Annotated in this window: 22 protein-coding genes; 7 read left to right on the top strand and 15 right to left on the bottom strand. The window is 63.1% G+C overall.

What is annotated here, in order from left to right; translation table 11 throughout:
• The first annotated feature begins 26 nt into the window (after positions 1-26).
• The 7 genes from hisI to I9018_RS02150 all read left to right on the top strand — a co-directional run bounded on the left by hisI (position 27) and on the right by I9018_RS02150 (position 5,050).
• Complete coding sequence (gene hisI, locus I9018_RS02180; protein ID WP_068589318.1) at positions 27-419, top strand: phosphoribosyl-AMP cyclohydrolase; 393 nt, start codon at positions 27-29, stop codon at positions 417-419.
• Position 420: 1 nt separating this feature from the next.
• On the top strand, positions 421-753 hold the full coding sequence (locus I9018_RS02175; RefSeq protein WP_068589321.1) for a phosphoribosyl-ATP diphosphatase: 333 nt from the start codon (positions 421-423) through the stop codon (positions 751-753).
• A gap of 25 nt (positions 754-778) precedes the next feature.
• Positions 779-1,060 (top strand): twin-arginine translocase TatA/TatE family subunit, encoded by a 282-nt coding sequence (locus I9018_RS02170; protein ID WP_068589324.1) that lies wholly within the window; start codon positions 779-781, stop codon positions 1,058-1,060.
• Positions 1,061-1,070: 10 nt separating this feature from the next.
• The gene (gene tatB, locus I9018_RS02165) at positions 1,071-1,502 is read left to right on the top strand and encodes a Sec-independent protein translocase protein TatB (protein ID WP_241108630.1); all 432 of its coding nucleotides are present in this window, start codon (positions 1,071-1,073) and stop codon (positions 1,500-1,502) included.
• Positions 1,499-2,293 (top strand): twin-arginine translocase subunit TatC, encoded by a 795-nt coding sequence (gene tatC / locus I9018_RS02160; RefSeq protein WP_068589331.1) that lies wholly within the window; start codon positions 1,499-1,501, stop codon positions 2,291-2,293. The genes tatB and tatC overlap by 4 nt, the downstream gene beginning before the upstream one ends.
• Positions 2,290-2,997, top strand: a complete 708-nt coding sequence (locus I9018_RS02155) for a 16S rRNA (uracil(1498)-N(3))-methyltransferase (protein ID WP_068589334.1) — start codon at positions 2,290-2,292, stop codon at positions 2,995-2,997. The genes tatC and I9018_RS02155 overlap by 4 nt, the downstream gene beginning before the upstream one ends.
• A gap of 136 nt (positions 2,998-3,133) precedes the next feature.
• Complete coding sequence (locus I9018_RS02150) at positions 3,134-5,050, top strand: methyl-accepting chemotaxis protein (RefSeq protein WP_241108629.1); 1,917 nt, start codon at positions 3,134-3,136, stop codon at positions 5,048-5,050.
• Between the two features lie 168 nt (positions 5,051-5,218).
• On the opposite strand, the gene I9018_RS02145 is transcribed toward I9018_RS02150, so the two are convergent.
• From I9018_RS02145 to hutC, 15 genes are all read right to left on the bottom strand, one after another.
• Positions 5,219-5,953: an amino acid ABC transporter ATP-binding protein gene (locus tag I9018_RS02145; protein ID WP_068589338.1), complete on the bottom strand. Its 735-nt coding sequence runs from the start codon at positions 5,951-5,953 to the stop codon at positions 5,219-5,221.
• Complete coding sequence (locus I9018_RS02140; RefSeq protein ID WP_068589588.1) at positions 5,946-6,905, bottom strand: amino acid ABC transporter permease; 960 nt, start codon at positions 6,903-6,905, stop codon at positions 5,946-5,948. The genes I9018_RS02145 and I9018_RS02140 overlap by 8 nt, the downstream gene beginning before the upstream one ends.
• Before the next feature lie 137 nt (positions 6,906-7,042).
• On the bottom strand, positions 7,043-7,840 hold the full coding sequence (locus I9018_RS02135) for a transporter substrate-binding domain-containing protein (RefSeq protein ID WP_068589340.1): 798 nt from the start codon (positions 7,838-7,840) through the stop codon (positions 7,043-7,045).
• Between the two features lie 216 nt (positions 7,841-8,056).
• On the bottom strand, positions 8,057-10,627 hold the full coding sequence (gene mdoH, locus I9018_RS02130) for a glucans biosynthesis glucosyltransferase MdoH (protein ID WP_241108628.1): 2,571 nt from the start codon (positions 10,625-10,627) through the stop codon (positions 8,057-8,059).
• Positions 10,620-12,470: a glucan biosynthesis protein G gene (locus I9018_RS02125; protein WP_124345553.1), complete on the bottom strand. Its 1,851-nt coding sequence runs from the start codon at positions 12,468-12,470 to the stop codon at positions 10,620-10,622. The genes mdoH and I9018_RS02125 overlap by 8 nt, the downstream gene beginning before the upstream one ends.
• 276 nt (positions 12,471-12,746) lie before the next feature.
• Positions 12,747-13,184, bottom strand: a complete 438-nt coding sequence (dtd, locus tag I9018_RS02120; protein ID WP_068589346.1) for a D-aminoacyl-tRNA deacylase — start codon at positions 13,182-13,184, stop codon at positions 12,747-12,749.
• On the bottom strand, positions 13,181-14,152 hold the full coding sequence (gene pip, locus I9018_RS02115; protein WP_124345552.1) for a prolyl aminopeptidase: 972 nt from the start codon (positions 14,150-14,152) through the stop codon (positions 13,181-13,183). The genes dtd and pip overlap by 4 nt, the downstream gene beginning before the upstream one ends.
• Positions 14,153-14,332: 180 nt before the next feature.
• Complete coding sequence (gene hutG / locus I9018_RS02110; RefSeq protein WP_068589351.1) at positions 14,333-15,136, bottom strand: N-formylglutamate deformylase; 804 nt, start codon at positions 15,134-15,136, stop codon at positions 14,333-14,335.
• Positions 15,137-15,146: 10 nt separating this feature from the next.
• Positions 15,147-16,352 carry an imidazolonepropionase gene (gene hutI, locus I9018_RS02105; protein WP_241108627.1) on the bottom strand — a complete coding sequence of 402 codons (1,206 nt, stop codon included), beginning with the start codon at positions 16,350-16,352 and terminating at the stop codon, positions 15,147-15,149.
• A gap of 11 nt (positions 16,353-16,363) precedes the next feature.
• Positions 16,364-17,776: an amino acid permease gene (locus I9018_RS02100; RefSeq protein ID WP_068589357.1), complete on the bottom strand. Its 1,413-nt coding sequence runs from the start codon at positions 17,774-17,776 to the stop codon at positions 16,364-16,366.
• A 100-nt stretch (positions 17,777-17,876) separates the two neighbouring features.
• Positions 17,877-19,415, bottom strand: a complete 1,539-nt coding sequence (hutH, locus tag I9018_RS02095) for a histidine ammonia-lyase (RefSeq protein ID WP_241108626.1) — start codon at positions 19,413-19,415, stop codon at positions 17,877-17,879.
• 250 nt (positions 19,416-19,665) lie between these two features.
• Positions 19,666-21,129 (bottom strand): cytosine permease, encoded by a 1,464-nt coding sequence (locus tag I9018_RS02090; protein ID WP_068589360.1) that lies wholly within the window; start codon positions 21,127-21,129, stop codon positions 19,666-19,668.
• 116 nt (positions 21,130-21,245) lie between these two features.
• Positions 21,246-22,928, bottom strand: a complete 1,683-nt coding sequence (gene hutU, locus I9018_RS02085) for a urocanate hydratase (protein ID WP_241108625.1) — start codon at positions 22,926-22,928, stop codon at positions 21,246-21,248.
• 428 nt (positions 22,929-23,356) lie between these two features.
• On the bottom strand, positions 23,357-23,929 hold the full coding sequence (locus I9018_RS02080) for a HutD family protein (protein ID WP_241108624.1): 573 nt from the start codon (positions 23,927-23,929) through the stop codon (positions 23,357-23,359).
• Positions 23,926-24,594 (bottom strand): histidine utilization repressor, encoded by a 669-nt coding sequence (hutC, locus tag I9018_RS02075; RefSeq protein WP_241110101.1) that lies wholly within the window; start codon positions 24,592-24,594, stop codon positions 23,926-23,928. Before hutC ends, I9018_RS02080 begins: the two co-directional genes overlap by 4 nt.
• Between the last annotated feature and the right edge of the window lie 157 nt (positions 24,595-24,751).

Raw genomic sequence — 24,751 nt, 5'->3', positions numbered from 1 at the left:
GTCGAGCCCGGTTGTCGGAGTCGAAAATGAAAGATTGGCTGGACCAGATCAAATGGGACGAGCACGGCCTGGTGCCGGCCATCGCCCAGGATCACAAGACCGGGCGCGTGCTGATGATGGCCTGGATGAACCGTGAAGCCCTGGGCCTGACCGCCGCTGAGCAGCGTGCCATCTACTGGTCACGTTCGCGTGGCAAGCTATGGCGCAAGGGTGAGGAGTCCGGGCATGTGCAGAAGCTGCATGAAATGCGCCTGGACTGCGACGCCGATGTGATCATCCTGATGGTCGAGCAGATCGGCGACATTGCCTGCCATACCGGCCGTCACAGCTGTTTCTACCGCGTCTACGAAGATGGCGAGTGGAAAACCGTCGAACCGGTCCTCAAGGACCCGCACGCGATTTATTCTGCAGGACACTGACATGAGCGATACCCTGACCCGTCTGGCCCAGGTACTGGAGGAGCGCAAGAACGCCGCCGCCGACAGTTCCTACGTGGCCAGCCTGTACCACAAGGGCCTGAACAAGATCCTGGAAAAGGTCGGCGAAGAATCGGTGGAAACCATCATCGCCGCCAAGGACGCCGCCACCAGCGGCGACTGCAGCGATGTGATCTACGAAACGGCTGACCTGTGGTTCCACACCCTGGTCATGCTGGCCCAACTTGGGCAGCATCCCCAGGCCGTACTGGATGAACTGGACCGCCGCTTTGGCCTGTCCGGGCACGTCGAGAAAGCCTCGCGTCCGTCCGCCTGAACAATTTTCTAAGAGGAAACGCAGCATGGGCATTTTTGACTGGAAACACTGGATCGTCATCCTGGTGGTCGTGGTACTGGTATTCGGCACCAAGAAGCTCAAGAACCTGGGCACCGACGTCGGCGAATCGATCAAGGGCTTTCGCAAGGCCATGAACGACGACGAAAAACCGGCCGAACCTGTGGTACCACCGGCTCCGCAAGCTGCCCAGCCAGCCCAGCCACAGCAGGGCGCACCGCTGAACCAGCCGCACACCATCGATGTGCAGGCGCAGAAAGTCGAAGAGCCGACCCGCAAAGACTCGTGAGCACTGACTAATGTTTGGTATCAGCTTCTCTGAACTGCTGCTGGTGGGCCTGGTGGCCCTGCTGGTGCTCGGCCCCGAGCGCCTGCCCGGCGCTGCGCGCACCGCCGGCCTCTGGGTCGGTCGCCTCAAGCGCAGCTTCAACGCGATAAAACAGGAAGTTGAACGTGAGATCGGCGCCGACGAAATCCGTCGGCAGCTGCACAACGAGCACATCCTGTCGCTGGAACAGGAGGCGCGGAAAATCCTCGCCCCGACCCAGCAACAGCCAGCGCCCGTGGAGCCGGTAGCCGAACAGGTCGCAGCGACGCCTGCCACCCCTGCAGGTGAAGCCGCTGCGCCGGCCGAAGCACCTGCGACGCCGACCGCAGAGCCTGCTGCCCCAGTGGCGGCACCTGCCACTGCGGCTCCCCACGACCCCACTTTGCCGCCGCGAGCACCATGAGCGATATTCCAGAGAACGACCAACACATGCCGCTGGTGTCGCACCTCACCGAGCTGCGGACCCGCCTGCTGCGCTGCGTAGCGGCGATCTTCATCATCTTCGCCGGGTTGTTCGCCTTCACCCAGCAGATCTACACCATCGTCTCCACGCCACTGCGCCAGTACCTGCCAGCAGGCGCGACGATGATCGCCACCGACGTTGCCTCGCCGTTCCTCACGCCGTTGAAGCTGACCATGATGGTCTCGCTGTTCCTGGCGATCCCGGTGATCCTGCACCAGATCTGGGGATTCATCGCCCCTGGCCTGTACAAGCATGAGAAACGCATCGCCGTGCCGCTGCTGGTGTCGAGCATCCTGCTGTTCTACGTGGGCATGGCGTTCGCCTATTTCCTGGTGTTCCCGCTGATCTTCAAGTTCTTCGCCGCCGCCACTCCGGCCGGTGTGGAAATGATGACCGACATCACCAGCTACCTCGATTTCGTCATGACCCTGTTCTTCGCCTTCGGCGTGGCCTTCGAGATCCCGGTGGCAGTGGTACTGCTGGTGTGGATCGGCGTGGTCAACGTGGAGTACCTGAAGAAAATCCGCCCCTACGTGATCATCGGTTGCTTCGTGGTGGGCATGATCCTCACCCCGCCCGACATCTTCTCCCAGACCTTGCTGGCCGTACCCATGTGGTTGCTGTTCGAGATCGGCGTGCTGTTTGGCGGGCTGATCAGCAAACGCGACGCACAGTCGGACGATACCCCGGCCGACGACCACAACGACCAGCCGCCAGCGACCCAAGCGTGAACCTGCTGTTGCTCGAGGAGGCCGACTTCATCGCGGCCGACCGTGTGGTGCTGCGCGACCGGCGCCTGGTGCATATGCAAGAAGTGCATCGCGTGGCGGTAGGCGACAGCCTGCGGGTGGGCCGTATCGGTGGCTTGATGGGCAGCGCCCAAGTGCTGCGCCTGGAGCCTGCCGAGGCCGAGCTGCAAGTGACCCTGGAGCAAGCGCCACCGGCCAAGCTGCCGCTGACCCTGGTCCTGGCCCTGCCCAGGCCGAAGATGCTGCGCCGAGTGCTGCAGACCGTGGCGGCCATGGGCGTGCCCCGGCTGGTGCTGGTCAACAGCTACCGGGTGGAAAAAAGCTTCTGGCAAACGCCTTTTCTCGAACCCGAAGCCATTCGCCAGCAGTTGGTGCTCGGCCTGGAACAGGCTCGCGACAGCATCCTGCCCGAGGTGGTCATCGAGAAACGCTTCAAGCCCTTCGTCGAGGACCGCCTGCCGGCCCTGAGCGAAGGCACCCTGGGCCTGGTCGGCCATCCCGGCCCGTATCCAGCCTGCCCGCGCAACCTGGACCAGCCGGTGACCCTGGCCATCGGCCCGGAAGGCGGCTGGATTCCCTACGAGATCGACCTGCTGGGCAAGACCGGCCTGCAACCGGTGCAACTGGGTGAGCGCATCCTGCGGGTCGAGACTGCCGTCACCGCCCTGCTAGCGCGCCTGTTCTAAAGTCCGCAACACCTCGCGGGCTGCGGCCAGCCTGACTTTTCGGTCGTAGTGGCAACCCGCCAGTCAGTTACAGAAAGCCCTGCTTTCGCCGATAGCCTATGGTTAAGCCCAAATTGCTAAAAAGGGAGTTCACAGCATGTACCGTTGGCTAGCCAGAAACCTGGGGAACGTGAGTGTCAGCCGCAAGCTTGGCATCGGCTTCGGCCTGGTACTGCTCCTGACCCTGCTGATCACCGCCACTGGCTGGAGCGGCCTGGGCCAGGTGATCGAACGCGGCGACAAGCTGGGCAACATCTCTTCGCTCAACGCCATGACCAAGGACCTGCGCATCGCCCGTCTCACCTACGAGATGAACCATGGCGAGCAAGGCCCGGCTGCGGTCAGCGACATGCTCAAGCAGCTCGACGAAGGGCTGCGTGCCGCCCGTGGACAACTGCAGCAACCTGAAAGCATCGCCCTGGTGGACCAGCAACTGGACGCCGTGGCCGGGTACCAGAAAGCCTTTACCGACATGACCCGCGCCACCGCCAGCCGCGAGACCGCGCGCTCCCAGCTCGGCGCCACGGCTGACAACGCCGTGGCTCGAGTGAGCGAGGTCGAGAAATCCCTGCTGCAGGGCGACAGCGTGGCGCAGTTCAACAGCGTCATCGATCTGTCCAAGCTGATCCAGCAAGCGCGCTTCCAGGTGCGCGGCTACACCTACAGCGGCAAGGCCGATGCCAGGCAACCCGCCCTGGATGCCATCGACAATGCCCTGGGCAACCTGGCCAGCCTGCCATCCCGGCTGCCCGAGCAGCACATCGCCAACCTGCAACAGGCCAGCGACTCGCTCAAGGCCTACCGCGTGGCTGTCAGTGCCTTCAGCGACGCCGAACAAGCCAGTGCCGACGCCCTCAAGCGCATGGCGGCCCAGGGCGACCGCCTGATGGACCTGAGCAAGCAACTGACCATCGAACAGACCCACAAGCGCGATGCCGACGCCAACCAGGCCAGGAGCATGCTGCTGATTGCCACTGTACTGGCCCTGGTTTTCGGCCTGATCGCGGCCTGGGCCATCACCCGGCAGATCGTCCTGCCACTGCAGCAGACTCTGAAGGCCGCCGAGCGCGTGGCATCCGGAGACCTGAGCCAGAACCTGGCGGTGGACCGACGCGACGAATTGGGCCAATTGCAAAAGGCCATGCAGCGCATGACCCAAGGCCTGCGGGAACTGATCGGCGGCATCAGCGACGGCGTGACCCAGATCGCCAGCGCCGCCGAACAGCTCTCCGCCGTCACCGAGCAGACCAGCGCCGGGGTCAACAGCCAGAAGGTCGAGACCGACCAGGTGGCCACCGCCATGAACGAAATGGCCGCCACGGTACAGGAGGTGGCACGTAACGCCGAAGAAGCCTCCGAAGCAGCCGTGGCCGCCGACCAGCAGGCCCGCGAAGGCGATCGAGTGGTCAGCGAAGCCATTGCCCAGATCGAACGCCTGGCCAGCGAGGTGGACCACTCCACCGAGGCCATGAGCCATCTCAAGCAGGAGAGCGACAAGATCGGCAGTGTGCTGGACGTGATCAAGTCAGTGGCCCAGCAGACCAACCTGCTGGCCCTCAACGCTGCCATCGAGGCGGCCCGGGCCGGCGAGGCCGGGCGTGGTTTCGCGGTGGTGGCCGACGAAGTCCGCAGCCTGGCCCAGCGCACCCAGCAATCGACCGAGGAGATTGCCGAGCTGATCGTGGGCCTGCAAAGCGGCACCCAGCAGGTGGCCAGCACCCTGGACACCAGCCGCAGCCTCACCGACAGCAGCGTCGAGCTGACACGCCGGGCGGGCGGATCGCTGGACAACATCACCCGTACTGTCTCGGCGATCCAGGCGATGAACCAGCAGATCGCTGCCGCGGCTGAGCAACAGAGCGCGGTGGCCGAAGAGATCAATCGTAGTGTGCTGAACGTGCGCGATGTGTCCGAGCAGACCTCGTCGGCCAGCGAGGAAACCGCTGCCTCGAGCGCCGAACTGGCGCGCCTGGGGATTCACCTGCAAGGCCTGGTGGGACGGTTCAAGGTCTGACCCCTGTGGCCGCTGCCGCAGGCTGGTAAAGAGCCTGCGGGGGCGGATCGACCGTTGGAAGGCCTTGCGGGCCTTGTCGCAGCCTCGCAAGCTCGGCAGCGGCTACAAGGCGCTGCGTACGGGCAACACAGGAGGCCCCAGGGGCCTTCCAGCGGTTACAAGGCCGGGTTACAGGACCTGGCGCAGGAAGGCCTGGGCCCGGGGATCTTGGGGGGCACTGAAGAACACTTCGGGCGCGGCATCTTCGAGCAACTTGCCGTGATCGAAGAACAGCACCCGATTCGCCACTTCCCGGGCAAAGCCCATTTCATGGGTCACGCAGACCATGGTCATGCCTTCCAGCGCCAGGGTCTTCATCACGTCCAGTACCTCGCCGACCATTTCCGGGTCCAGGGCCGAGGTCGGCTCGTCGAACAGCATCACCTTGGGTTCCATGGCCAGGGCCCGGGCAATTGCCACCCGCTGTTGCTGGCCACCGGAAAGCCGCGATGGAAACTCGTGGGCCTTGTGGGCGATGCCAACCTTCTCCAGCAAGGCCAGGGCCTTGGCCTCGCGCTCCTGCTTGCCGCGCTTGCGGACGATCTTCTGTGCCAGGCAGAGGTTGTCCAGCACGGTCATGTGCGGGAACAGGTTGAAATGCTGGAACACCATGCCCACCTCGCGACGGTAGGCGTTTACATCGGTCCTGGGGTCGGCCAGTTGCAGGCCGTCGATGCTCACCGAACCGGAGTCGAAAGTCTCCAGGCCGTTGAGGCAACGCAGGAATGTCGATTTACCGGAGCCGGACGGACCGATCACCACCAGCACTTCACCCTTGGCCACCTGGGTGGTGACGTTGTCCACCGCGCGCACCACTTGGCCACGGGTGTCGAAGACTTTTACCAGATCGCGGACTTCAATCACTTTGCGCGAGCCTCCGCTCAAGCCGGCTGGCCATCTTCGACAGCGGCAGGTTGATCAACAGGTACAGGGCCGCCACGCAGAACAGGATCTCGAATGGCGAAAACGAGGTGGTGATGACTTCCCGACCGCTCTTGAGCAGTTCGGTGATGGCGATGACCGACACCAGCGAGGTGTCCTTGACCAGGCTGATGAACTGCCCGGCCAGCGGTGGCAACACCCGCTTGAAGGCCTGGGGCAGCACCACATGGCGCATCGACTGGCCGGCGCTCAGGCCCAGGGAGCGAGCCGCTTCGTTCTGCCCACGGGCAATGGACTGCACCCCGGCACGGACGATTTCCGCCACGTAGGCTCCGGTGAACAGCGACAGCGCGGCGATCCCGGCGAACTCCCGGGACAGGTTGAGCACCGTGCCGATGAAGAAGTAGAAAATGAAGATCTGCACCAGCAGCGGCGTGCCGCGCACCAGTTCGACATAGATGGCCGACAGGTCGCGCAGGGTCGGGTTGCTGGACAGCCGGCACAGGCCGGTAGCCAGGCCAATGACCAGGCCCAGTACGCCGGACACCACCGACAGCCACAGGGTGGTCCACAAGCCCCACAGCAATGGCCCTGCCGCCCAGTGCCGGGTCACGCCTATCACGTCGCCCTCGGCCACATCGTCGCCACTGGCCACCTGCAGGCTGCCCTCGTCGACGCTCAGGTGCTGCTCGCTGCCGGAGTCGCCCTTGAGGGTGACTTCAGCCTTGCCGCCCTTGCGCACCACCTCGGCGACGGTGGAAATCTCGGCCGCGCGCTGGGATTCCTCGGCCTGGTAGGCGAAGTACTGCGGGACGCGGTTCCAGCGCCATTCATAGGACATCAGCGAGGTGGCGTAGTACAGGGCGCCAGCCAGGCCGACCAGCACCAGCACGGTCAATACGTGCCAGGGCCATTGGGCTTTGTTCTGTTTCATTGGGTTTGCGGATTCCGAATGCTGGGTCGCCAGGGACACCGCCTTCGCCGGCAAGCCTCGCTCCTACATGGATTGCGCAAACCTGTAGAAACGAGGCTTGCCCGCAAGCGGGGCAGCCCGGTCTGGGTGAACGAGTGTTATTCCATGTCCTTGAGCCACTCGGTGCTCTTGAACCACTTGTCGTGGATCCGATCGTAAGTGCCGTCTTCGTGGATCTGGTGCAGGAAGTTGTTGATGAAGTTGATGCTGTCGTAGTCGCCCTTCTTCAGGCCGAAGGCCAGCGGCTCGTAGGTGAACGGCTTGTCGAGGAATACCAGCTTGCCGTTGCCCACCTTGCTCACCGCCACCACGTTGTACGGGGCATCGTAGATGAAGGCGTCGGCCTTGCCATTGACCACGTCCAGCACCGCTTCCTGCTCGTTGTCATAGCCGTGGTACTTGGCCTTGGCGATCAGCTTCTTGGCCACCATCTCACCGGTGGTGCCCAGCTTGGAGGTAATGCGGTAGTCGGCGCTGTTCAGGTCCTTGTAGGACTTGATGGTGCCTTCCAGGTCCTTGCGGATCAGCAGGGTCTGGCCGACCACGATGAAGGGTTCGCTGAAGTTCAGGCGCAGGTTGCGCTCCTGGGTCAGGGTCATGCCGCTGCCGATCATGTCGAACTTGTCGGTCAGCAGGGCCGGGATGATGCCGTCGTAGCCGGTGGAGACCATCTCCAGCTTGACCCCCATGGACTTGGCCATGGCCTTGAGCAGGTCGACTTCGAAACCGATGATCTCACCGCGCTTGTTGGTCATTTCGAACGGCATGTAGGTCGGGTCCATGCCCACCTTCAGCGTGCCGCGCTTGACCGCGTCGTCGATAGCGCCGGCCTGGGCCGTGCTGACCGCCAACATGGCTGCGGCCCCCGCCAGCAGCAGCGAAAAATACTTCTTCATCTCAAGTCCCCTGAAAGCCATTTTATTGTGGTGCCTGCGCGTTGCAGTCCATTGTTGGCGAACCTTCGGATACCAGGTCGTGGTGATCACGCACAGAAATTTGCGGGTGCGATGCTAACGCACTCGGGCATTTGCACAAGGTTTTTGTTGTAGGACGAGACTGGCGGGAAGGTAGAAAGCAAAACGCCCTTGAGCACAGGCTCAAGGGCGTTGGCTTCAAGCCGGTTGCGGCGCCGCGACTAACGGCTGCAACGGCAACAACGGGGCATGGGGGTCGGCGGTCACCGACTGGCGCCAGGCGCCGAGCCACTCGGCGTGACCCTCGCTCCAGACCAGTTGGTGCAGGCGTCCCAGGGCCACCGGATCGCTCAACAACGCCAGGCGCTCGCTGTTGTTCAACGCAGCCGGGCCGGCCTTGAGGGCATGACGCACCCGCTCCTGGCGCAACCATTCGATCGGCTCGGCCTGGGTGTGGCGGGAGGTAGCCAGGGCACAGGCCAGGGCATTCTGCTGCGGATCCACCACGGCCCGGACGAAACCGTCGTTGAGCGCATGCCAGCGGTTCTCGTGGGTGTACTGGTCCGTGGCCAGCAGCGCCTGGGGCGGTGCATATTCCTCGGGGATCAGGAACAGGTTCTCGTCACGGGACTTCAGGCCCAGGCCGACGCGGCTGGAGATCACCGATACCGGGATCGACAGCATCAGCGAGCCGACGATCGGCACCAGCCACCAGAGGAAGCTGGGGTTCAGCCAGATCACCAGCAGCGCCCAACAGAAGCCCAGCAGGGTCTGCGGACCGTGGCGACGGACCGCCTCGCTCCAGGGCGTGGAGTCGTCGTCACGTTGTGGCGAATTCCAGGTCGCCGCCCAGCCGAGGAACGCGGCCAGCACGAAGCGGGTGTGGAAGATCATCCGCACCGGCGCCAGCAGCATGGAGAACAGCATCTCCAGCAGCATCGACAGGGTGACCTTGAACTTGCCGCCAAACTCTTTCGCACCCTTGGCCCAGATCAGGATGATGCTGAGCAGCTTGGGCAGGAACAGCAGCACGATGGTGGTGGAGAACAGCGCGATGGCCTTGTCCGGATGCCACTGCGGCCACAGCGGATACAGCTGCCGAGGCTCCAGGAAGTACTGCGGCTCCATCAGCGTGTTGACCGCCAGCAGAGCCGTGGACAGCACCAGGAAGAAGAACCACAACGGCGCCGACAGGTACGACATCACCCCGGTGAGGAACACCGCACGGTGCACCGGGTGCATGCCCTTGACCAGGAACAGGCGGAAGTTCATCAGGTTGCCGTGGCACCAGCGGCGGTCGCGCTTGAGTTCGTCCAGCAGGTTCGGCGGCAGTTCTTCATAGCTGCCCGGCAAGTCGTAGGCGATCCACACGCCCCAGCCGGCACGACGCATCAACGCCGCTTCGACGAAGTCGTGGGAGAGGATCGCACCGGCGAACGCACCCTTGCCCGGCAACGGCGCCAGGGCGCAGTGCTCGATGAACGGCTTCATGCGGATGATCGCGTTATGGCCCCAGTAGTGGGATTCACCCAGCTGCCAGAAGTGCAGGCCGGCGGTGAACAGCGGGCCATAGACGCGGGTAGCGAACTGCTGCATGCGCGCATACAGGGTGTCCATGCCCGAGGCCTTCGGCGCGGTCTGGATGATCCCCGCATCCGGCGTGGCTTCCATCAAGCGCACCAGGCTGGTCAGGCATTCGCCGCTCATCACGCTGTCGGCGTCGAGCACCACCATGTACTTGTAGTCACCGCCCCAGCGGCGGCAGAAGTCGTCGAGGTTGCCGCTCTTGCGCTTTACGCGACGGCGGCGACGACGATAGAAGATCTTGCCGAAACCCTTGGCCTCGCGGCACACGTCCAGCCAGGCCTGCTGCTCGGCCACGCAGATGTCACTGTCGTTACTGTCGCTGAGGACGAAGAAGTCGAAGCGATCCAGGTCGCCAGTGGCTGCTACCGACTCGAAGGTCGCGCGCAGGCCGGCGAATACCCGGGGCACGTCTTCGTTGCAGATCGGCATCACCAGCGCGGTGCGTGCATTCTCGGGAATAGGCTCGTTGCCGGCACTGGCCCCGGAAATACGGTACTTGTCGTGACCCGTCAGCAACTCCAGGAAGCCCATCAGTGCGGTCCAGAAGCCTGCCGAAACCCAGCAGAACAGGATGCCGAACAGGATCAGGATGCTGGTCTGCAAGGCGTAGGGCAGGACCTGCTGCGCGGTCTGCAGCAATGGCTGGTGCACCACTTCTTCCAGGTCCACGAAGGACCAGCCCTGGTACGGCATGATGCCTTTCATGTACCAGCCGGCGACGATGGTCTGGCCAAGCATCAGCAACAACAGGATATAGCGCCGGATCGAACCCACGGTGCGCCAGCGGGCAGCCGGCAGCACGCGCTCGTCCTTCTTCGGTGCAGGCGGGTTGGTGCGCCCGGTCATGCGCCGCCAGCCACGTACCAGGATGTTGGTACGCCATGGCTCAGGCACGACCCGGGTACGCCGGATGGGCGGTGCTGCCTTGAGGCAGATCCGCCCCTGGGCATCGACACCCAGCATCTGGGCATCGCCGAGTTCGTCCGCGGTGCTCAGGGCCAGGCGCTCGCCCACCGAGGCCTGGGCGGCATCGGCGGGTTCATCGAAGGCCTTGGACGACAGGCGTTGGTGCAGTTCGCTGAAGGACTTGCAGCCCGCGAGTTCCGCGCGCTGCTGGTCCGACATGGGCAAATGAGCCAGGTACTCGGCGAGAGACTCTGGCTGTAGTTGAGAGTTACTCATCGGCAGGCAACTGGTAGCTCCAGGTCTCGGTCAGGACTTGCTCGGTCTTGGCCGGTTCCGGTGTGGCTGGGGCCGCCTCGGCAGCTGCAGGCTGCTTGGCGTCTTTATGATCCTTGGCGTCCTTGTCCTTGGCATGCTTGGCATCCTTGGAGTCCTTGGCTGGCTTGGCTTCAGCCTGCTTGGCCGCCGCAGCTGCCGCAGCGGCCGCCTCCTTCTCCTTTTTCTCCTGCTGTTTGGCTGCAAGCTTGTCAGCCTTGGCCACGGAGGAGTTGGAGTTCGGCGTCGAGGCCTTGGCCGGCTCGGCTTGCGGGATGTCACGCACCAGCGCAGCACGCAGCTCGGTAGCCTTGCTTGGGTCCTTGATCTTCAACCGCAGGGTCAGGCGCCAGCCTTTGGTTTCCGGGTTGAAGCGAACGCTGTTCTCCACCAGCTCGGCGTTGTCGCCCACGCTGACTTGGCTGCGAACATCGGCGTTCTCCGGCAATGCCGCCAGGGACGGGCCTTCGAAGTCCACCAGGTAGGCAACGCTGCCATCGGGTTGGCGAATCAGGTTGGACTGCTTGACGTCGCCAGTGGAACGCAGGGTCTGCTGGACCCAGGCGCTGTCAGGAGAGTGCAGGGCCGCTTCGTCCATGGTCCAGTGCAGGCGGTAGGCGAAGTCCAGCGGTTGGCCAGGCTCAGGCTGCTTTTCCGGGTTCCAGAAGGCCACGATGTTGTCGTTGGTCTCGTCCGCGGTCGGGATCTCCACCAGGTCGACGGTGCCCTTGCCCCAGTCGCCCTTAGGCTCGATCCAGGCACTTGGACGCTTGTCGTAGCGGTCATCGAGGTCTTCGTAATGGCTGAAGTCACGGCCACGCTGGAGCAGGCCGAAACCGCGCGGGTTCTCGACCGAGAAGTTGCTCACGGCCAGGTGTTTCGGGTTGTTCAGCGGACGCCAGATCCACTCGCCATTGCCGGCATGGATCGACAGGCCACTGGAGTCGTGCAGTTCACGACGGTAGTTGAGGACCTTGGACGGCTGGTTGGCGCCGAACAGGTACATGCTGGTCAGCGGGGCCAGGCCCAGCTTGCCGACCTTGTCACGCAGGAACACCCGTGCCTTGACGTCGACGATGGTGTCGGCACCCGGACGCAGGGTCAGGCGGTAGGCACCCGTGGCCCGAGGCGAATCCAACAGGGCGTAGATCACCAGGTGCTTGTCGGTAGGCTTGGGTTGCTGGATCCAGAACTCGCTGAAGCGCGGGAATTCTTCGCCAGACGGCAACGCGGTATCGATTGCCAGGCCACGGGCGGACAAGCCATAGACATGGCCCTTGCCGACGACGCGGAAGTAACTCGCGCCGAGCATGGTCATGATCTCGTCTTGCTTGTCGGCCTTGTTGATCGGGTACAGCACGCGGAAACCGGCATAACCCAGCTTCTCGGTGGCCTTGGGATCGAACTTGACGTCACCGAAGTCGAAACGGTTCGGATCGTACTTGATCTCGGAAACGTTATTGGCGCTGATCTCGTTGATCTTCACCGGCGTGTCGAAGTGCATGCCCTGGTGATAGAACGACAGCTTGAATGGGGTTTTCTGGTCGGCCCACTCGGCTTTTTCGGTGAGGAAGCGGATTTTCTGATAATCCGCGAACTTCATGTCGCGAAATTCGGTTGGCAGGTTACTGCGCGGAGCCTCGTACTTCTGCCCAGCCAGGTCCTTGGCCTTGGACGACACATCATCCAGATTGAATGCCATGATTTGGCCGGCACCGAACAGGCAGAACAGCGCAGAGCCCGCCACTAGTGCGTTTCGTAACCGTTTGGCAAACAAGTTTGGTGCATTACAGGGACTAACAATCACGAGCAACCCTCGCCGAAAACAGATCAAAAAACCAACGGCCAGCTATCTACATGCCAGGTTGGCGAGCATTGTTCCGACTCCGATGGGGCTAAATGATTCCCCAAACGGCCGTGGACAAGTCTCTACTTAAGTCAAAATGGACCAACGAACGCTGATCCCCGTAGCGCGCGATTATCTAGTAGCCCGCGTTACAACGCATCAGGGGTAACAAAGTATTTATCGCGAAAAACAGCAGTTTCCGGAGCAAATCGACGGAAAAAGATGTTTCAGGCACTTTCAAGTCTGTAACAGGAAGGTGACCGGGCCATCATTGACCAGATGCACCTGCATGTCCGCACCGAAGCGCCCTGATGCCACTTTGCCATGCAACTGTTGCGCCTTCACTAACAAGTAGTCGAAAAGCTCCTCGCCGAGAGCCGGAGGCGCCGCCGTGGAGAAGCTCGGGCGCAACCCGCTCTTGGTATCCGCCGCCAGGGTGAACTGCGAGACCAGCAGCAAACCGCCCTGCACATCGGTCAGGGACAGGTTCATCTTGCCCTCGGCATCACTGAACACCCGATAGTTAAGCAGCTTATGCAGGAGTTTGTCGGCGTTGGCCCGGGTATCCCCAGGCTCCACCGCCACCAGCACCAGCAGCCCCTGGTCCACCGAGCCGACGATTTCACCGGCCACTTCCACTCGCGCGCCGGCCACGCGCTGCAACAGGCCCTTCATGCTTCTTCGGGCGGCAGGTCGAGCAGGCGCCGGGCCATCTGGTCGGTAGCGCGCACCAGTGCATCGGTGATGCCCGGCTCGGATGCGGCGTGGCCAGCGTCGCGAATCACTTGCAGCTCGCTGTTGGGCCAGGCCTGGTGCAGTTCCCAGGCATTGTCCAGGGGGCAGATCACATCGTAGCGGCCGTGAATGATCACCCCCGGCAGATGGGCGATCTTGCCCATGTCGCGGATCAGTTGGTCGGGTTCGAGGAAAGCATCGTTGATGAAGTAGTGGCACTCGATCCGGGCAATCGACAGGGCCCGCTGCGGCTCGGAGAAGCGATCCACCACCAGAGGGTTCGGGCGCAGGGTCGCCGTACGGCCCTCCCAGCCGGACCAGGCCTTGGCCGCGTGCATCTGGGCGATCTGGTCATTGCCGGTCAGGCGCTTGTGGAAAGCGCTGACCAGGTCATGACGCTCCTCCAGTGGGATCGGCGCCACATAATCCTGCCAGTAGTCGGGGAACAGGCGGCTGGCACCGCACTGGTAGTACCACTGGATCTCCTGGGGGCGGGCCAGGAAGATGCCGCGCACAATCAGGCCCAGTACACGGTCGGGGTGAGTCTGGGCATAGGCCAGGGCCAGGGTCGAGCCCCAGGAACCACCGAACAGCACCCACTTGTCGATGCCCAGGTGCTCGCGGATCCGCTCCAGGTCGGCTACCAGGTCCCAGGTGGTGTTGTTTTCGAGGCTGGCGTGGGGACTGGAGCGCCCGCAGCCACGCTGGTCGAAAGTGACGATGCGATACAGGTTCGGATCGAAGTAGCAGCGACTGGCACCATCGCAGCCCGCTCCCGGGCCACCGTGAATGAACACCACCGGCAAACCTTCCGGTGAACCACTTTCGTCGACATACAGCACATGGGGTTCGTCGACGGCCAGATCGTGCCGGGCATAGGGTTTGATCTGTGGGTACAAAGTCTTCATTACGCGCTCCGTGGAGGTCGGGATCATCCCTGAAGGGACTTCATTTATGCTGCCGTCCGGCATCATAAACCCGAATTACGCAATGAGCATGTCCTTGAGAAAAATGGGGTTGTTGGCTTCGCCTATCAACCCCAGGGGCCTGCCGCTGCTCGCATCAGCGGCAAGCTGTCACAACACCGCTCAGCGCCCGTAACGCTCCTGTCCCCAGGCCAGCAAGCCTTGCAGCAGCTCCTTGAGCACGAGCTGGGTCGGTGCTGCCAGGTCCTCGCGGTAACGGAACGGTTCGACCTCCTCCATATAGGTGCTTTGCGCCAACTCCAGTTGCACCGCATGCACATGCTCGGCCGGATTGCCGTAGTGACGGGTGATATGCCCGCCCTTGAAGCGCCCGTTGAGCACATGGGTGTAGTCGCCATGGCCCGCGCAGATCGATTCCAGGCGCCCGGCCAACTGCGCATCGCAGCTGGCGCCGTTGAACGTGCCGAGGTTGAAGTCCGGCAGCTTGCCGTCGAACAGGTGCGGGATCAGCGAGCGGATGGAGTGGGCATCGAACAGCAAGGCATAGCCGAACTCGGCCTTGAGTCGCGCCAGCTCCTGCTGCAGGGTGCGGTGGTACGGTCCCCAGACCTGCTCCAGGTACTGCCCACGTTCTTCCTTCGAGGGCTCCTGGCCCTCGACGAACAGAGGCTCGCCATCGAACAGGGTCGCCGGGTACAAACCGGTGGTGGCCCCGACATACAGCGGCTTGTCGTCGGACGGCCGGTTCAGGTCGATGACGAAACGCGAGTACTCGGCCGCCAGCACGCTGGCCCCCAGCGCCTGGGCAAACTCGTACAGCCGCGGGATATGCCAGTCGGTGTCCGGCAAGCTCTGCGCCTGGGGCACCAGGCCGGCGGCCACCGCCGGGCTCAGGCGCGTACCCGCGTGGGGCATGCTGATCAAGAGCGGCACCCGGCCTTGTTTGAAGTTCAGAACCTTATCCACAAGCCTTCTCCTACACAGTCACTTCGACGCCGTGGCGCACGACGCGTTTTTCCAGGTCGCCGCCCAGCCAGTAGGCCAGGTCGGCGGGACGATCGATCTGCCAGGCAATGAAATCCGCCACCTTGCCCACTTCCAGCGAACCGTGGCTGCGCTCCATGCCCAGGGCCTGGGCCGCATGCAGGGTGACCCCGGCCAGCGCCTCCTCGGGCGTCATGCGAAAACAGGTGCAAGCCATGTTCAGCATCAGCCGCACCGACAGGGCCGGCGAGGTCCCGGGGTTGAGATCACTGGCCACGGCGATCTTCACCCCATGCTTGCGCAGGGCGTCCATCGGCGGCAGCTGGGTCTCGCGCAGGAAGTAAAAAGCCCCTGGCAGCAGCACTGCCACGGTTCCGGAGGCTGCCATGGCAATGGCATCTTCCTCGGTCATGAACTCCAGGTGATCGGCGGACAGCGCTCGATAGCGGGCCGCCAGGCTCGAACCGTGCAGAGACGACAGTTGCTCGGCGTGCAGCTTGACCGGTAACCCGAGCTTCTGTGCGGCGATGAACACCCGCTCCACCTGGGCCGGGGAGAACGCCAGGTATTCACAGAATGCGTCCACGGCATCCACCAGCCCCTCGGCCGCCAGGGCCGGGAGCATCTCGTTGCAGATGTGGTCGATGTAGTCGTCGGCACGCTCGGCGTATTCCGGTGGCAGGGCGTGGGCCGCCAGGCAGGTGCTGCGCACACTGACCGGCAGTTCCTCGCCGAGCCGACGAATGACTCGCAGGATCTTGCGTTCGCTGGCCAGGTCCAGGCCATAACCCGACTTGATCTCGACACTGGTAACACCATCGCGCAATAGACTCAGCAGCCGTTTGCGGGCGCTAAGGAACAACGCCTCCTCACTGGCTGCACGCGTGGCCCGCACGGTGCTGGCGATACCGCCACCGGCAGCGGCGATCTCGGCATAGCTCACCCCTTGCAGGCGTTGCTCGAACTCACCGCTGCGGTTGCCACCGAATACCGTGTGGGTGTGGCAATCGATCAATCCCGGAGTCACCCAGGCTCCCGCCAGGTCGTGGACCTGTTGGTAGTCGCCGGCCGGCAACTGCTCGCGTCGGCCGATCCACTCGATGTGCGCCCCTGACGTCACGATGGCCGCGTCCTCGATGATCGAGTAGCTACCCTGGGCCATGCTGGCGACGTTGCAGTGTTGCCAAAGAGTTTTCATCCAGGCCTCCATTAATGATCAGTAGGTAAAGAAGAATGGCCATCGACCGGGCCGACCGATCCAGGCACCGGCTTGACCCAGAGTTTGTAGGCCACCACCAGCAGGACGATCCACACCACGCCCACCAGCAGCGCGCCCTGGGTTTTCGGGAAATAGCCCAGGACCGCGAAGATGAACAGCATGAAGGCAATGGCCGCTGCGGGAGCCCAGGGCCAGAACGGCACCTTGAACTGTAGCTGGGCCACCTGCTCGGCCGTCATGGAACGGCGCATGGCCACATGGGTCAGGAGAATCATCAGCCAGACCCAGACCGTGGCGAAAGTGGCCAGGGAAGCGATCAGCAGGAAGATGTTTTCCGGAATCAGGTAATTCAGCACCACCCCGATCAACAGGGTCACGGCCATCACCACCACGGTCATCCATGGCACACCATGCCTGGAGACCTGGGCAAACCCCTTGGGTGCCTGCCCTTGCTGGGCCAGGCCGTACATCATGCGCCCGGCACCGAAGATGTCGCTGTTGATGGCCGATATCGCCGCCGAGATCACCACGATGTTGAGGATGGTCGCGGCGGAGCTGATGCCCAAGCTATCGAATATCTGCACGAAGGGACTGCCCTGGGTGCCGATCTGCGGCCAGGGGAAGATGGCCATCAGTACCAGGAGGGTCAGCACATAGAACAGCAGGATGCGCAGCGGTACCGCATTGATGGCCTTGGGGATGACCCGTCGCGGGTCCTTGGCCTCGCCAGCGGTGACCCCGATGATCTCGATGCCGCCGAAGGCGAACATCACCACCGCGAAAGAAGCGATCACCCCACCAATACCGTTGGGCATGAAACCGCCATGGGCCCAGAGATTGCTCAGCCCGGTAGCCTGTTCCTGGCTCGCACTGCCAATGCCGAACAACATGATGCCGATGCCACCGAGGATCATCGCCACGATCGCCCCGACCTTGAGCAGCGACAGCCAGAACTCCATCTCGCCGAAGACCTTGACGTTGCACAGGTTCAAGCCGCCAATGAACAGCACGATGGACAGTACCCAGATCCAGCGCTCGACATCGGGAAACCAGAACCCCATGTAGATGCCGAAGGCGGTCACGTCCGCCAGGCAGACGATCAGCATCTCGAAAGCGTAGGTCCAGCCCAGGATGAAACCGGGCATCGGCCCCAGGTACTGGCTGGCGTAGTGCCCGAACGACCCGGACACCGGATTGTGCACCGCCATCTCCCCCAGGGCGCGCATGACCATGAATACCGCCGCACCACCGATCAGGTAGGCGAGCAATACTGCCGGGCCCGCCATCTGGATAGCCGAGGCGGAGCCATAGAACAGCCCGGTACCGATAGCCGATCCCAGGGCCATGAAACGGATGTGACGAGCCGTCAGGCCGCGGCGTAGTCCTTTCTCTTGTGATTGCATGTCTTCGTCCCTTTTATTGTTATGGACAGCCACCCGCACCACGGTGCGGGTGGCTGAAGCAGACGTTCCGCGTCGGGCTGGCCGGCAACCCGGACAGCCGTTACAGGCTCGGCAGCAGGCCAGCGGGCAGCAAGCTGGTCAGGCAGCGTGAAGCCAGCAAGTCACCGGCGGCGTTGATGTCCGGGGCGAAGAAACGGTCCTTCTCGTAGTAGGCCACCTGCTCGCGCAGCGTAGCGCGGGCCTGCTCCAGGGCTGGCGAGCTCTTCAGGCCTTCGCGCAGGTCCAGGCCCTGGCAGGCCGCCAGCCACTCCACGGCGAGAATGCCGCGGGTGTTCTCGGCCATTTCCCACAGGCGCTTGCCGGCAGCCGGGGCCATGGACACGTGATCCTCCTGGTTCGCCGAGGTCGGCAGGCTGTCCACCGAGTGTGGGTGCGCCAGGGCCTTGTTTTCGCTGGCCAGGGCGGCAGCGGTGACCTGGGCGATCATGAAGCCGGAGTTGACCCCACCATTGGCCACCAGGAACGGCGGCAACTGGGACATGTGCTTGTCCATCATCAGCGAGATGCGGCGCTCGCTCAGCGAGCCGATCTCGGAAATGGCCAGGGCCATGTTGTCGGCGGCCATGGCCACGGGTTCGGCGTGGAAGTTACCGCCAGAAATCACATCGCCTTCGGCAGCGAACACCAATGGGTTGTCGGACACAGCGTTGGCCTCTACCACCAGCACCTCGGCGGCCTGGCGCAATTGAGTCAGGCAGGCACCCATTACCTGGGGCTGGCAACGCAGTGAGTACGGGTCCTGGACCTTGTCGCAGTTCTTGTGGGACGTGGAGACTTCAGTGCTCTCGCCCAGCAGAGCGCGGTAGGCGGCAGCGGTGTCGATCTGCCCACGCTGGCCACGGGCGGTATGAATCCGCGCATCGAAGGGCGAACGTGAGCCCAGCACCGCTTCGACGGTCAGGCCGCCACAAACCAGGGCACCAGCGAACAGGTCTTCAGCTTCGAACAGGCCGCGCAAGGCGAAAGCCGTGGAGACCTGGGTGCCATTGAGCAGTGCCAACCCTTCCTTGGCCGCCAGGGTCAGCGGTGTCAGGCCGGCGATCTTCAATGCCGCCGGGGCATCCAGCCACTGCCCCTTGTAGCGGGCCTTGCCTTCGCCCAGCAGCACCAGGGACATGTGAGCCAAGGGCGCCAGGTCGCCGGAAGCCCCCACCGACCCCTTGAGCGGGATATGCGGATAGACCTCGGCATTGATCAAGGCGATCAGGGCGTCGATCACCTGGCGGCGGATACCGGAAAAACCTCGGCTCAGGCTGTTGACCTTGAGCACCATGATCAGGCGTACCAGGTCGTCGCTGATGGGCGCACCCACGCCCGCGGCATGGGACAGCACCAGGGAGCGCTGGAGGTTTTCCAGGTCGGCGCTGGCGATACGGGTCGAGGCCAGGAGGCCAAAGCCCGTGTTGATGCCATAGGCCGTGCGTTTTTCAGCAAGGATCTGCTCGACGCAGGCGACGCTGGCATCGATCTGCGCCGAGGCGCTGTCATCCAGGGTCAGGGTCAGTGGCTGTTGGTAGACGGTCCGCAGTTGGGCCAGGCTCAGTTGACCGGGAATCAGGTTTAGCGCAGTCACATTCATGTTCCTTCTGAGAGTTTTGGAATAACTGCCAGTCGCTCCGGAAACATCCGTTATCCGTCGTCATCCGCTGTGTCGAGCGGGTGGCGCCTTGGCACGCTGGCTGATGAAAAAACCTTTTATTGCGTCTTGAAACAGTCTCCGGGAAGCGCTGCGGGCCCTTGGAAAGGCTATCGCGCAAACGGCGCTGCTGACCATCCATCGAACTGGAGGCGGTCAGTAGCGCCGGGCTTCGCTCACGTTGCATGCGGACTCAAACCGTAGCAGCGTGCTGGGTTGTCGCGGTCTTCTGCTGGTCTGGCACACCCTGCTCTGCTGGCAGAATCAACTGCTCAGGCACCGAGCCGTGCCACTTCCTGGCACAGACGTAGTACAGCGCCGCCGGTACCACCAGGCCGATGATCCAGGAAATATCCACCCCGCCCAGGGCGTCCACCAGCGGTCCGGTATAGAACTTGGTGGAAATGAACGGCAGCTGCACCAGCACGCCGATCACATAGACGCTGATACCCAGGACATTCCAACGGCCATAGCGCCCCTTGGGATCGGCCAGCGCGGGTACGTCGTAGTTCTCACGGGTGATGCAGTAGTAGTCCACCAGGTTCACCGCACTCCAAGGTGTGAAGAAGGCCAGCAGGAACAGGATGAAAGACTTGAATGCCCCCAGGAACGAGTGCTGCCCAAGCAGGGCGATCAGGGTCGCGGCGCCAACGATGACCAGCACGAACACCAGGCGCTGCAGGCGCGTCACCTCCAGGTGGCCACGGAAGCCGCTGATGATGGTGGCGATGCACATGAAGCTGCCGTAGGAGTTCAACGTCGAGATGGTGACCTTGCCAAAGGCGATGCTGAAGTACAGCAACGCGGCGGTGGCACCGCTCCCGCCCAGGCCGACGATGTAGGCCACTTCCCGCCCCGCGAACTGCCCGTTGGCCATGGCCGCGGCGAACACGCCGAGGATCATCGCCACTTGCGCACCCACCACCGAGCCTGCGCCCACGGCAAGGAAGGTCTTCACCGACGAGGTCTGGCTCGGCAGATAACGCGAGTAGTCCGCCACGTAGGGGCCAAAGGCGATCTGCCAGGATGCCGCGAGCGACACCGCCAGCAGGAAGCTGCTCCAGCTGAAGTGACGAATTTCCAGGAGCGCGCCGACATCGGTCTGGCTCATCAGGCGGCTGAACAGATAAACGAAGGCAATCACGCCAACGACGCTGGCGATGCGCCCGATCACATGGATCACCCGATAACCAAGCACGGTGACCAGGACGATGACGCTGGCGAAAATCAGGATACCGACACTGTCACTGACACCGAACAGTTGGCCCAGGGCCTGGCCGGAGAGCACCGTACCCGTGGCGGTGAAGCCCAGGTACATCAGGCATACCAGCACGATCGGAATCGCCGCGCCGTAGACGCCGAACTGTACCCGGCTGGAGATCATCTGCGGCAGGCCCAGCTTGGGCCCCTGTGCCGCATGCAGGGCCATCACACCGCCGCCCAGCAACTGACCGATCAGCAGGCCGATCAGCGACCAGAACACATCGCCGCCCAGCACCACGGCCAGGGCACCGGTGACAATCGCGGTGATCTGCAAATTGGCACCCAACCACAGGGTGAACTGGCTGTAGAGCTTGCCGTGGCGTTCGGCTTCGGGAATGTAGTTGATCGACCGCCGCTCGATCAGGGGTTTGGAGCTATCACTGGCCGTGGACATCGTTATTGTTCTCCCGGGGAGTTTTGTCATGTCAAAGCTCTGCTACACGGACCGAGCCGCCGTACTGCAAGGTACGGCGGCTCCTTCCCTGGTCCTGGCGGCGAACCGCCGGTGCGTCACTTGCCGGTGATCATCGGCAGGTTCAGGCCTTGCTCCTTGGCACAGTCGATCGCGATCTGGTAGCCAGCATCGGCATGGCGCATGACGCCGGTGCCCGGATCGTTGGTCAGTACCCGAGCGATACGTTCGGCGGCCTCGTCGCTGCCATCGCAGACGATGACCATGCCCGAGTGCTGGGAGAAGCCCATGCCCACGCCACCGCCATGGTGCAGGGAGACCCAGGTCGCACCGCTGGCGGTATTGAGCAGGGCATTGAGCAGCGGCCAGTCGGACACGGCATCGGAACCGTCCTGCATCGATTCGGTTTCACGGTTCGGGCTGGATACCGAGCCGGAGTCCAGGTGGTCGCGGCCGATGACGATCGGCGCCGACAGCTCTCCGCGCCGGACCATTTCGTTGAAGGCCAGGCCCAGCTTGGCGCGCTGGCCCAGGCCGACCCAGCAGATACGCGCCGGCAGGCCCTGGAAGCTGATGCGCTCGCGAGCCATGTCCAGCCAGTTGTGCAGGTGAGCATCGTCCGCGATCAGTTCCTTGACCTTGGCGTCGGTCTTGTAGATGTCCTGCGGATCACCGGACAACGCCGCCCAGCGGAACGGACCGATGCCGCGGCAGAACAGCGGACGAATGTAGGCCGGGACGAAACCAGGGAAGTCGAAGGCATTGGCCACGCCCTCTTCCTTGGCCATCTGGCGAATGTTGTTGCCGTAGTCGAAGGTCGGGATCCCTTGCTTCTGGAACTCGAGCATCGCCTGTACATGCACCGCCATGGATTGCTTGGCGGCTTTCACCACGGCGGCCGGATCGGTCTGCGCGCGGTCACGGTACTGCTCCCAGGTCCAGCCGGCTGGCAGGTAGCCATTGAGCGGGTCGTGGGCGCTGGTCTGGTCGGTGACCATATCCGGGCGTACGCCACGCTTGATCAGTTCAGGGAGAACTTGCGCCGCGTTGCCCAACAGGGCGATGGAGATGGCGCGGCCTTCGGCGGTGTACTTGGCGATACGCGCCAGGGCATCGTCCAGGTCCTTGGCCTGTTCATCGACATAACGGCTGCTCAGGCGGAAGTCGATGCGGCTCTGCTGGCACTCGATGTTCAGCGAGCAAGCGCCGGCCAGGGTCGCCGCCAGTGGCTGTGCGCCACCCATGCCGCCGAGACCGGCGGTCAGCACCCACTTGCCCTTGAGATTGCCGTTGTAGTGCTGGCGACCGGCCTCGACGAAGGTTTCGTAGGTGCCCTGGACGATGCCCTGGCTGCCGATGTAGATCCAGCTACCAGCGGTCATCTGGCCGTACATGGCCAGGCCCTTGGCGTCCAGCTCGTTGAAGTGCTCCCAGCTGGCCCAGTGCGGTACCAGGTTGGAGTTGGCGATCAGCACCCGCGGGGCGTTGGAGTGGGTCTTGAACACGCCGACCGGCTTGCCGGATTGCACCAGCAGGGTTTCGTCGTCGTTCAACTGGGTCAGGGCCTCGACGATCTTGTCGTAGCACTCCCAGTTGCGCGCAGCGCGCCCAATACCACCGTAGACCACCAGCTCCTTGGGGTTCTCGGCGACTTCAGGGTCGAGGTTGTTCATCAGCATGCGCAGCGGCGCCTCGGTCAGCCAGCTCTTGGCGGTCAGCTTGTTGCCACGTGCAGCACGAACTTCAACGTTCCGATACTTGGTGAATTTGTTGTCAGCCACGGAAAACCTCCTCGACGATAAGTCCAAGGTGCGAAGAGGATCCAATGACTCTTACGCACACATATTTACTTGTACATACAAGCATATGCAATCAAGCGGCCAACTCCACCAGAAGCGACTGGACAAACCTCCAAAAAGATCATGCAAGCCTTGTAGGACAAGCATTTGCCGGAGCAAGAAAAAAATCTCAGGGGATAGCCCACCCTCCTCCACAGCTGTTACCAGCAATGGCCTGCGTGCCCTTTTGGGGCATTCGGTAACAGATGAGTGCACACAAGAAACAACCTTTGGCGCCCCCTCTGCCAGATAAGCGGGCGCAACTCTTCTCGCCTCGTTCCAGGGGGCGAAGCGCGGCGGCAGGGATATAGATAGAGAGAGGGGGAATGACGCTGGCAGGTCGTATCTTGACCTGCCAGCGCCCGATTCAATCAAAGGGCGGTGAGTTCGATTACGCAGCAGTGCCCATCGAGGGCCATCTCGAGCAGTCCGGCATTGCCGTCCAGGCGCAGGCAGTCAAAACGCCCCAGGGCCTGCACCGTGGCGCCGGTCACGTCCACCCACGCCTGCTCGGCGGCACTGAACACCAGCACAGTGTGTGCCTGGGTGAAGAAACGCTGTTGGCCGTCGAACCACTGCAGGCGTGCCAGGTAGCGCTCGGGGCTGTAGATCAGGTTGAAATCGCGGATCGCCCCACCCAGCAAGCTGCAGCTCACCTGGCTGGCGCCGCTGAAGGCGAAGGGATCGAACGGCAACAACGGCCGCCCCTCCTGGCCATCCACCGACAATTGCATGCCCGCCCCCTGCAGCACGGTGATGATTCGCTGGTATCCGGCAAAGCTTGAGAATCCGCCGGACTCGCCGATGTCGGCGATCGACAGCCGCCAGCCGAAGCCTTCCAGGCCGGTTCCGCTGTCCCGGGTGATTTCCTCGGTGCTGCCGCCGCCGTTTTTCCAGGGCATGCGCGGATAATCGGCGGCACGTAACAGGGTGGACTGGATCATTTGTGAAAGCGTCCTTCCAGGCGATGGCGGGAACCGGGGTGGATCAGCCGCGCGGCGGTCACCGGCTGGCGCCCGGACCAGGTACGGCGACGGATCAGCAGGCAGGGTTCGCCCCGCTCGATTTGCAGGAGCTTGCATTCTTCAGCTTCGGCGAGGATCGCCTCGACCACATGCTCGCCCTCGGTCAGGGGGGCGACCTGGGACAGGTAGGCATAGGGAGTCTGCAGGGTGAAATCCTGCTTGAGGTATTCCGGCGCGACCAGGGCGTTGACGAAGCGATCCTCGATCTGCACCGGGATGTCGTTCTCGAAATGCACGATCAGCGAATGGAAGACCTTCTGCCCTTCGCGCATGTCCAGGGCCAGGGCACGCTCGGAACCGGCGGCCTCCTCGCCCAGGGTGATGACCTGGCAAGTGTGGCGATGACCGCGGGAGGCGATCTCGTCGGCGATATTGTGCACCTCGAACAATGCCGACTGGGTCTTGGGCTCGGCGACGAAGGTACCCACGCCTTGCATGCGTACCAGCATGCCTTCGGCGGTCATCTCGCGCAGTGCGCGGTTGATGGTCATGCGGCTGAAACCCAACTGGCTGACCAGCTCGCTTTCCGACGGCACGCGGTAGTGCGGCGGCCAGTTTCCGCTCTCGATCTGCTGGGTGATCATCTGCTTGACGCGGGCATACAAGGGCGCCGGACTATCGCTCAGGTGGGCGACCAGCGGCGAGTTGGCAGTCGGGGTCGGCACGGGAAATCCTTGTGGGTCGGTGAAAGTGATCAGGGCCTGATGTCCCTGGAGACAAGAGCTTAGCTTGCCGGAGTTT

Origin of the sequence: Pseudomonas sp. MPFS (genome assembly GCF_022537035.1) — a bacterium.
In the GTDB taxonomy this organism is placed as follows: domain Bacteria; phylum Pseudomonadota; class Gammaproteobacteria; order Pseudomonadales; family Pseudomonadaceae; genus Aquipseudomonas; species Aquipseudomonas sessilinigenes.
This window is presented reverse-complemented; position numbering and strand designations above follow the sequence as displayed.

Coding starts and splice junctions, on each gene's coding strand:
- hisI (WP_068589318.1), top strand. CDS start 27: ATGAAAGATTGGCTGGACCAGATCAAATGGGACGAGCACGGCCTGGTG.
- I9018_RS02175 (WP_068589321.1), top strand. CDS start 421: ATGAGCGATACCCTGACCCGTCTGGCCCAGGTACTGGAGGAGCGCAAG.
- I9018_RS02170 (WP_068589324.1), top strand. CDS start 779: ATGGGCATTTTTGACTGGAAACACTGGATCGTCATCCTGGTGGTCGTG.
- tatB (WP_241108630.1), top strand. CDS start 1,071: ATGTTTGGTATCAGCTTCTCTGAACTGCTGCTGGTGGGCCTGGTGGCC.
- tatC (WP_068589331.1), top strand. CDS start 1,499: ATGAGCGATATTCCAGAGAACGACCAACACATGCCGCTGGTGTCGCAC.
- I9018_RS02150 (WP_241108629.1), top strand. CDS start 3,134: ATGTACCGTTGGCTAGCCAGAAACCTGGGGAACGTGAGTGTCAGCCGC.
- I9018_RS02140 (WP_068589588.1), bottom strand. CDS start 6,905: ATGAAACAGAACAAAGCCCAATGGCCCTGGCACGTATTGACCGTGCTG.
- I9018_RS02135 (WP_068589340.1), bottom strand. CDS start 7,840: ATGAAGAAGTATTTTTCGCTGCTGCTGGCGGGGGCCGCAGCCATGTTG.
- mdoH (WP_241108628.1), bottom strand. CDS start 10,627: ATGAGTAACTCTCAACTACAGCCAGAGTCTCTCGCCGAGTACCTGGCT.
- dtd (WP_068589346.1), bottom strand. CDS start 13,184: ATGAAGGGCCTGTTGCAGCGCGTGGCCGGCGCGCGAGTGGAAGTGGCC.
- pip (WP_124345552.1), bottom strand. CDS start 14,152: ATGAAGACTTTGTACCCACAGATCAAACCCTATGCCCGGCACGATCTG.
- hutI (WP_241108627.1), bottom strand. CDS start 16,352: ATGAAAACTCTTTGGCAACACTGCAACGTCGCCAGCATGGCCCAGGGT.
- I9018_RS02100 (WP_068589357.1), bottom strand. CDS start 17,776: ATGCAATCACAAGAGAAAGGACTACGCCGCGGCCTGACGGCTCGTCAC.
- hutH (WP_241108626.1), bottom strand. CDS start 19,415: ATGAATGTGACTGCGCTAAACCTGATTCCCGGTCAACTGAGCCTGGCC.
- I9018_RS02090 (WP_068589360.1), bottom strand. CDS start 21,129: ATGTCCACGGCCAGTGATAGCTCCAAACCCCTGATCGAGCGGCGGTCG.
- I9018_RS02080 (WP_241108624.1), bottom strand. CDS start 23,929: ATGATCCAGTCCACCCTGTTACGTGCCGCCGATTATCCGCGCATGCCC.
- hutC (WP_241110101.1), bottom strand. CDS start 24,594: ATGATCACCCAGCAGATCGAGAGCGGAAACTGGCCGCCGCACTACCGC.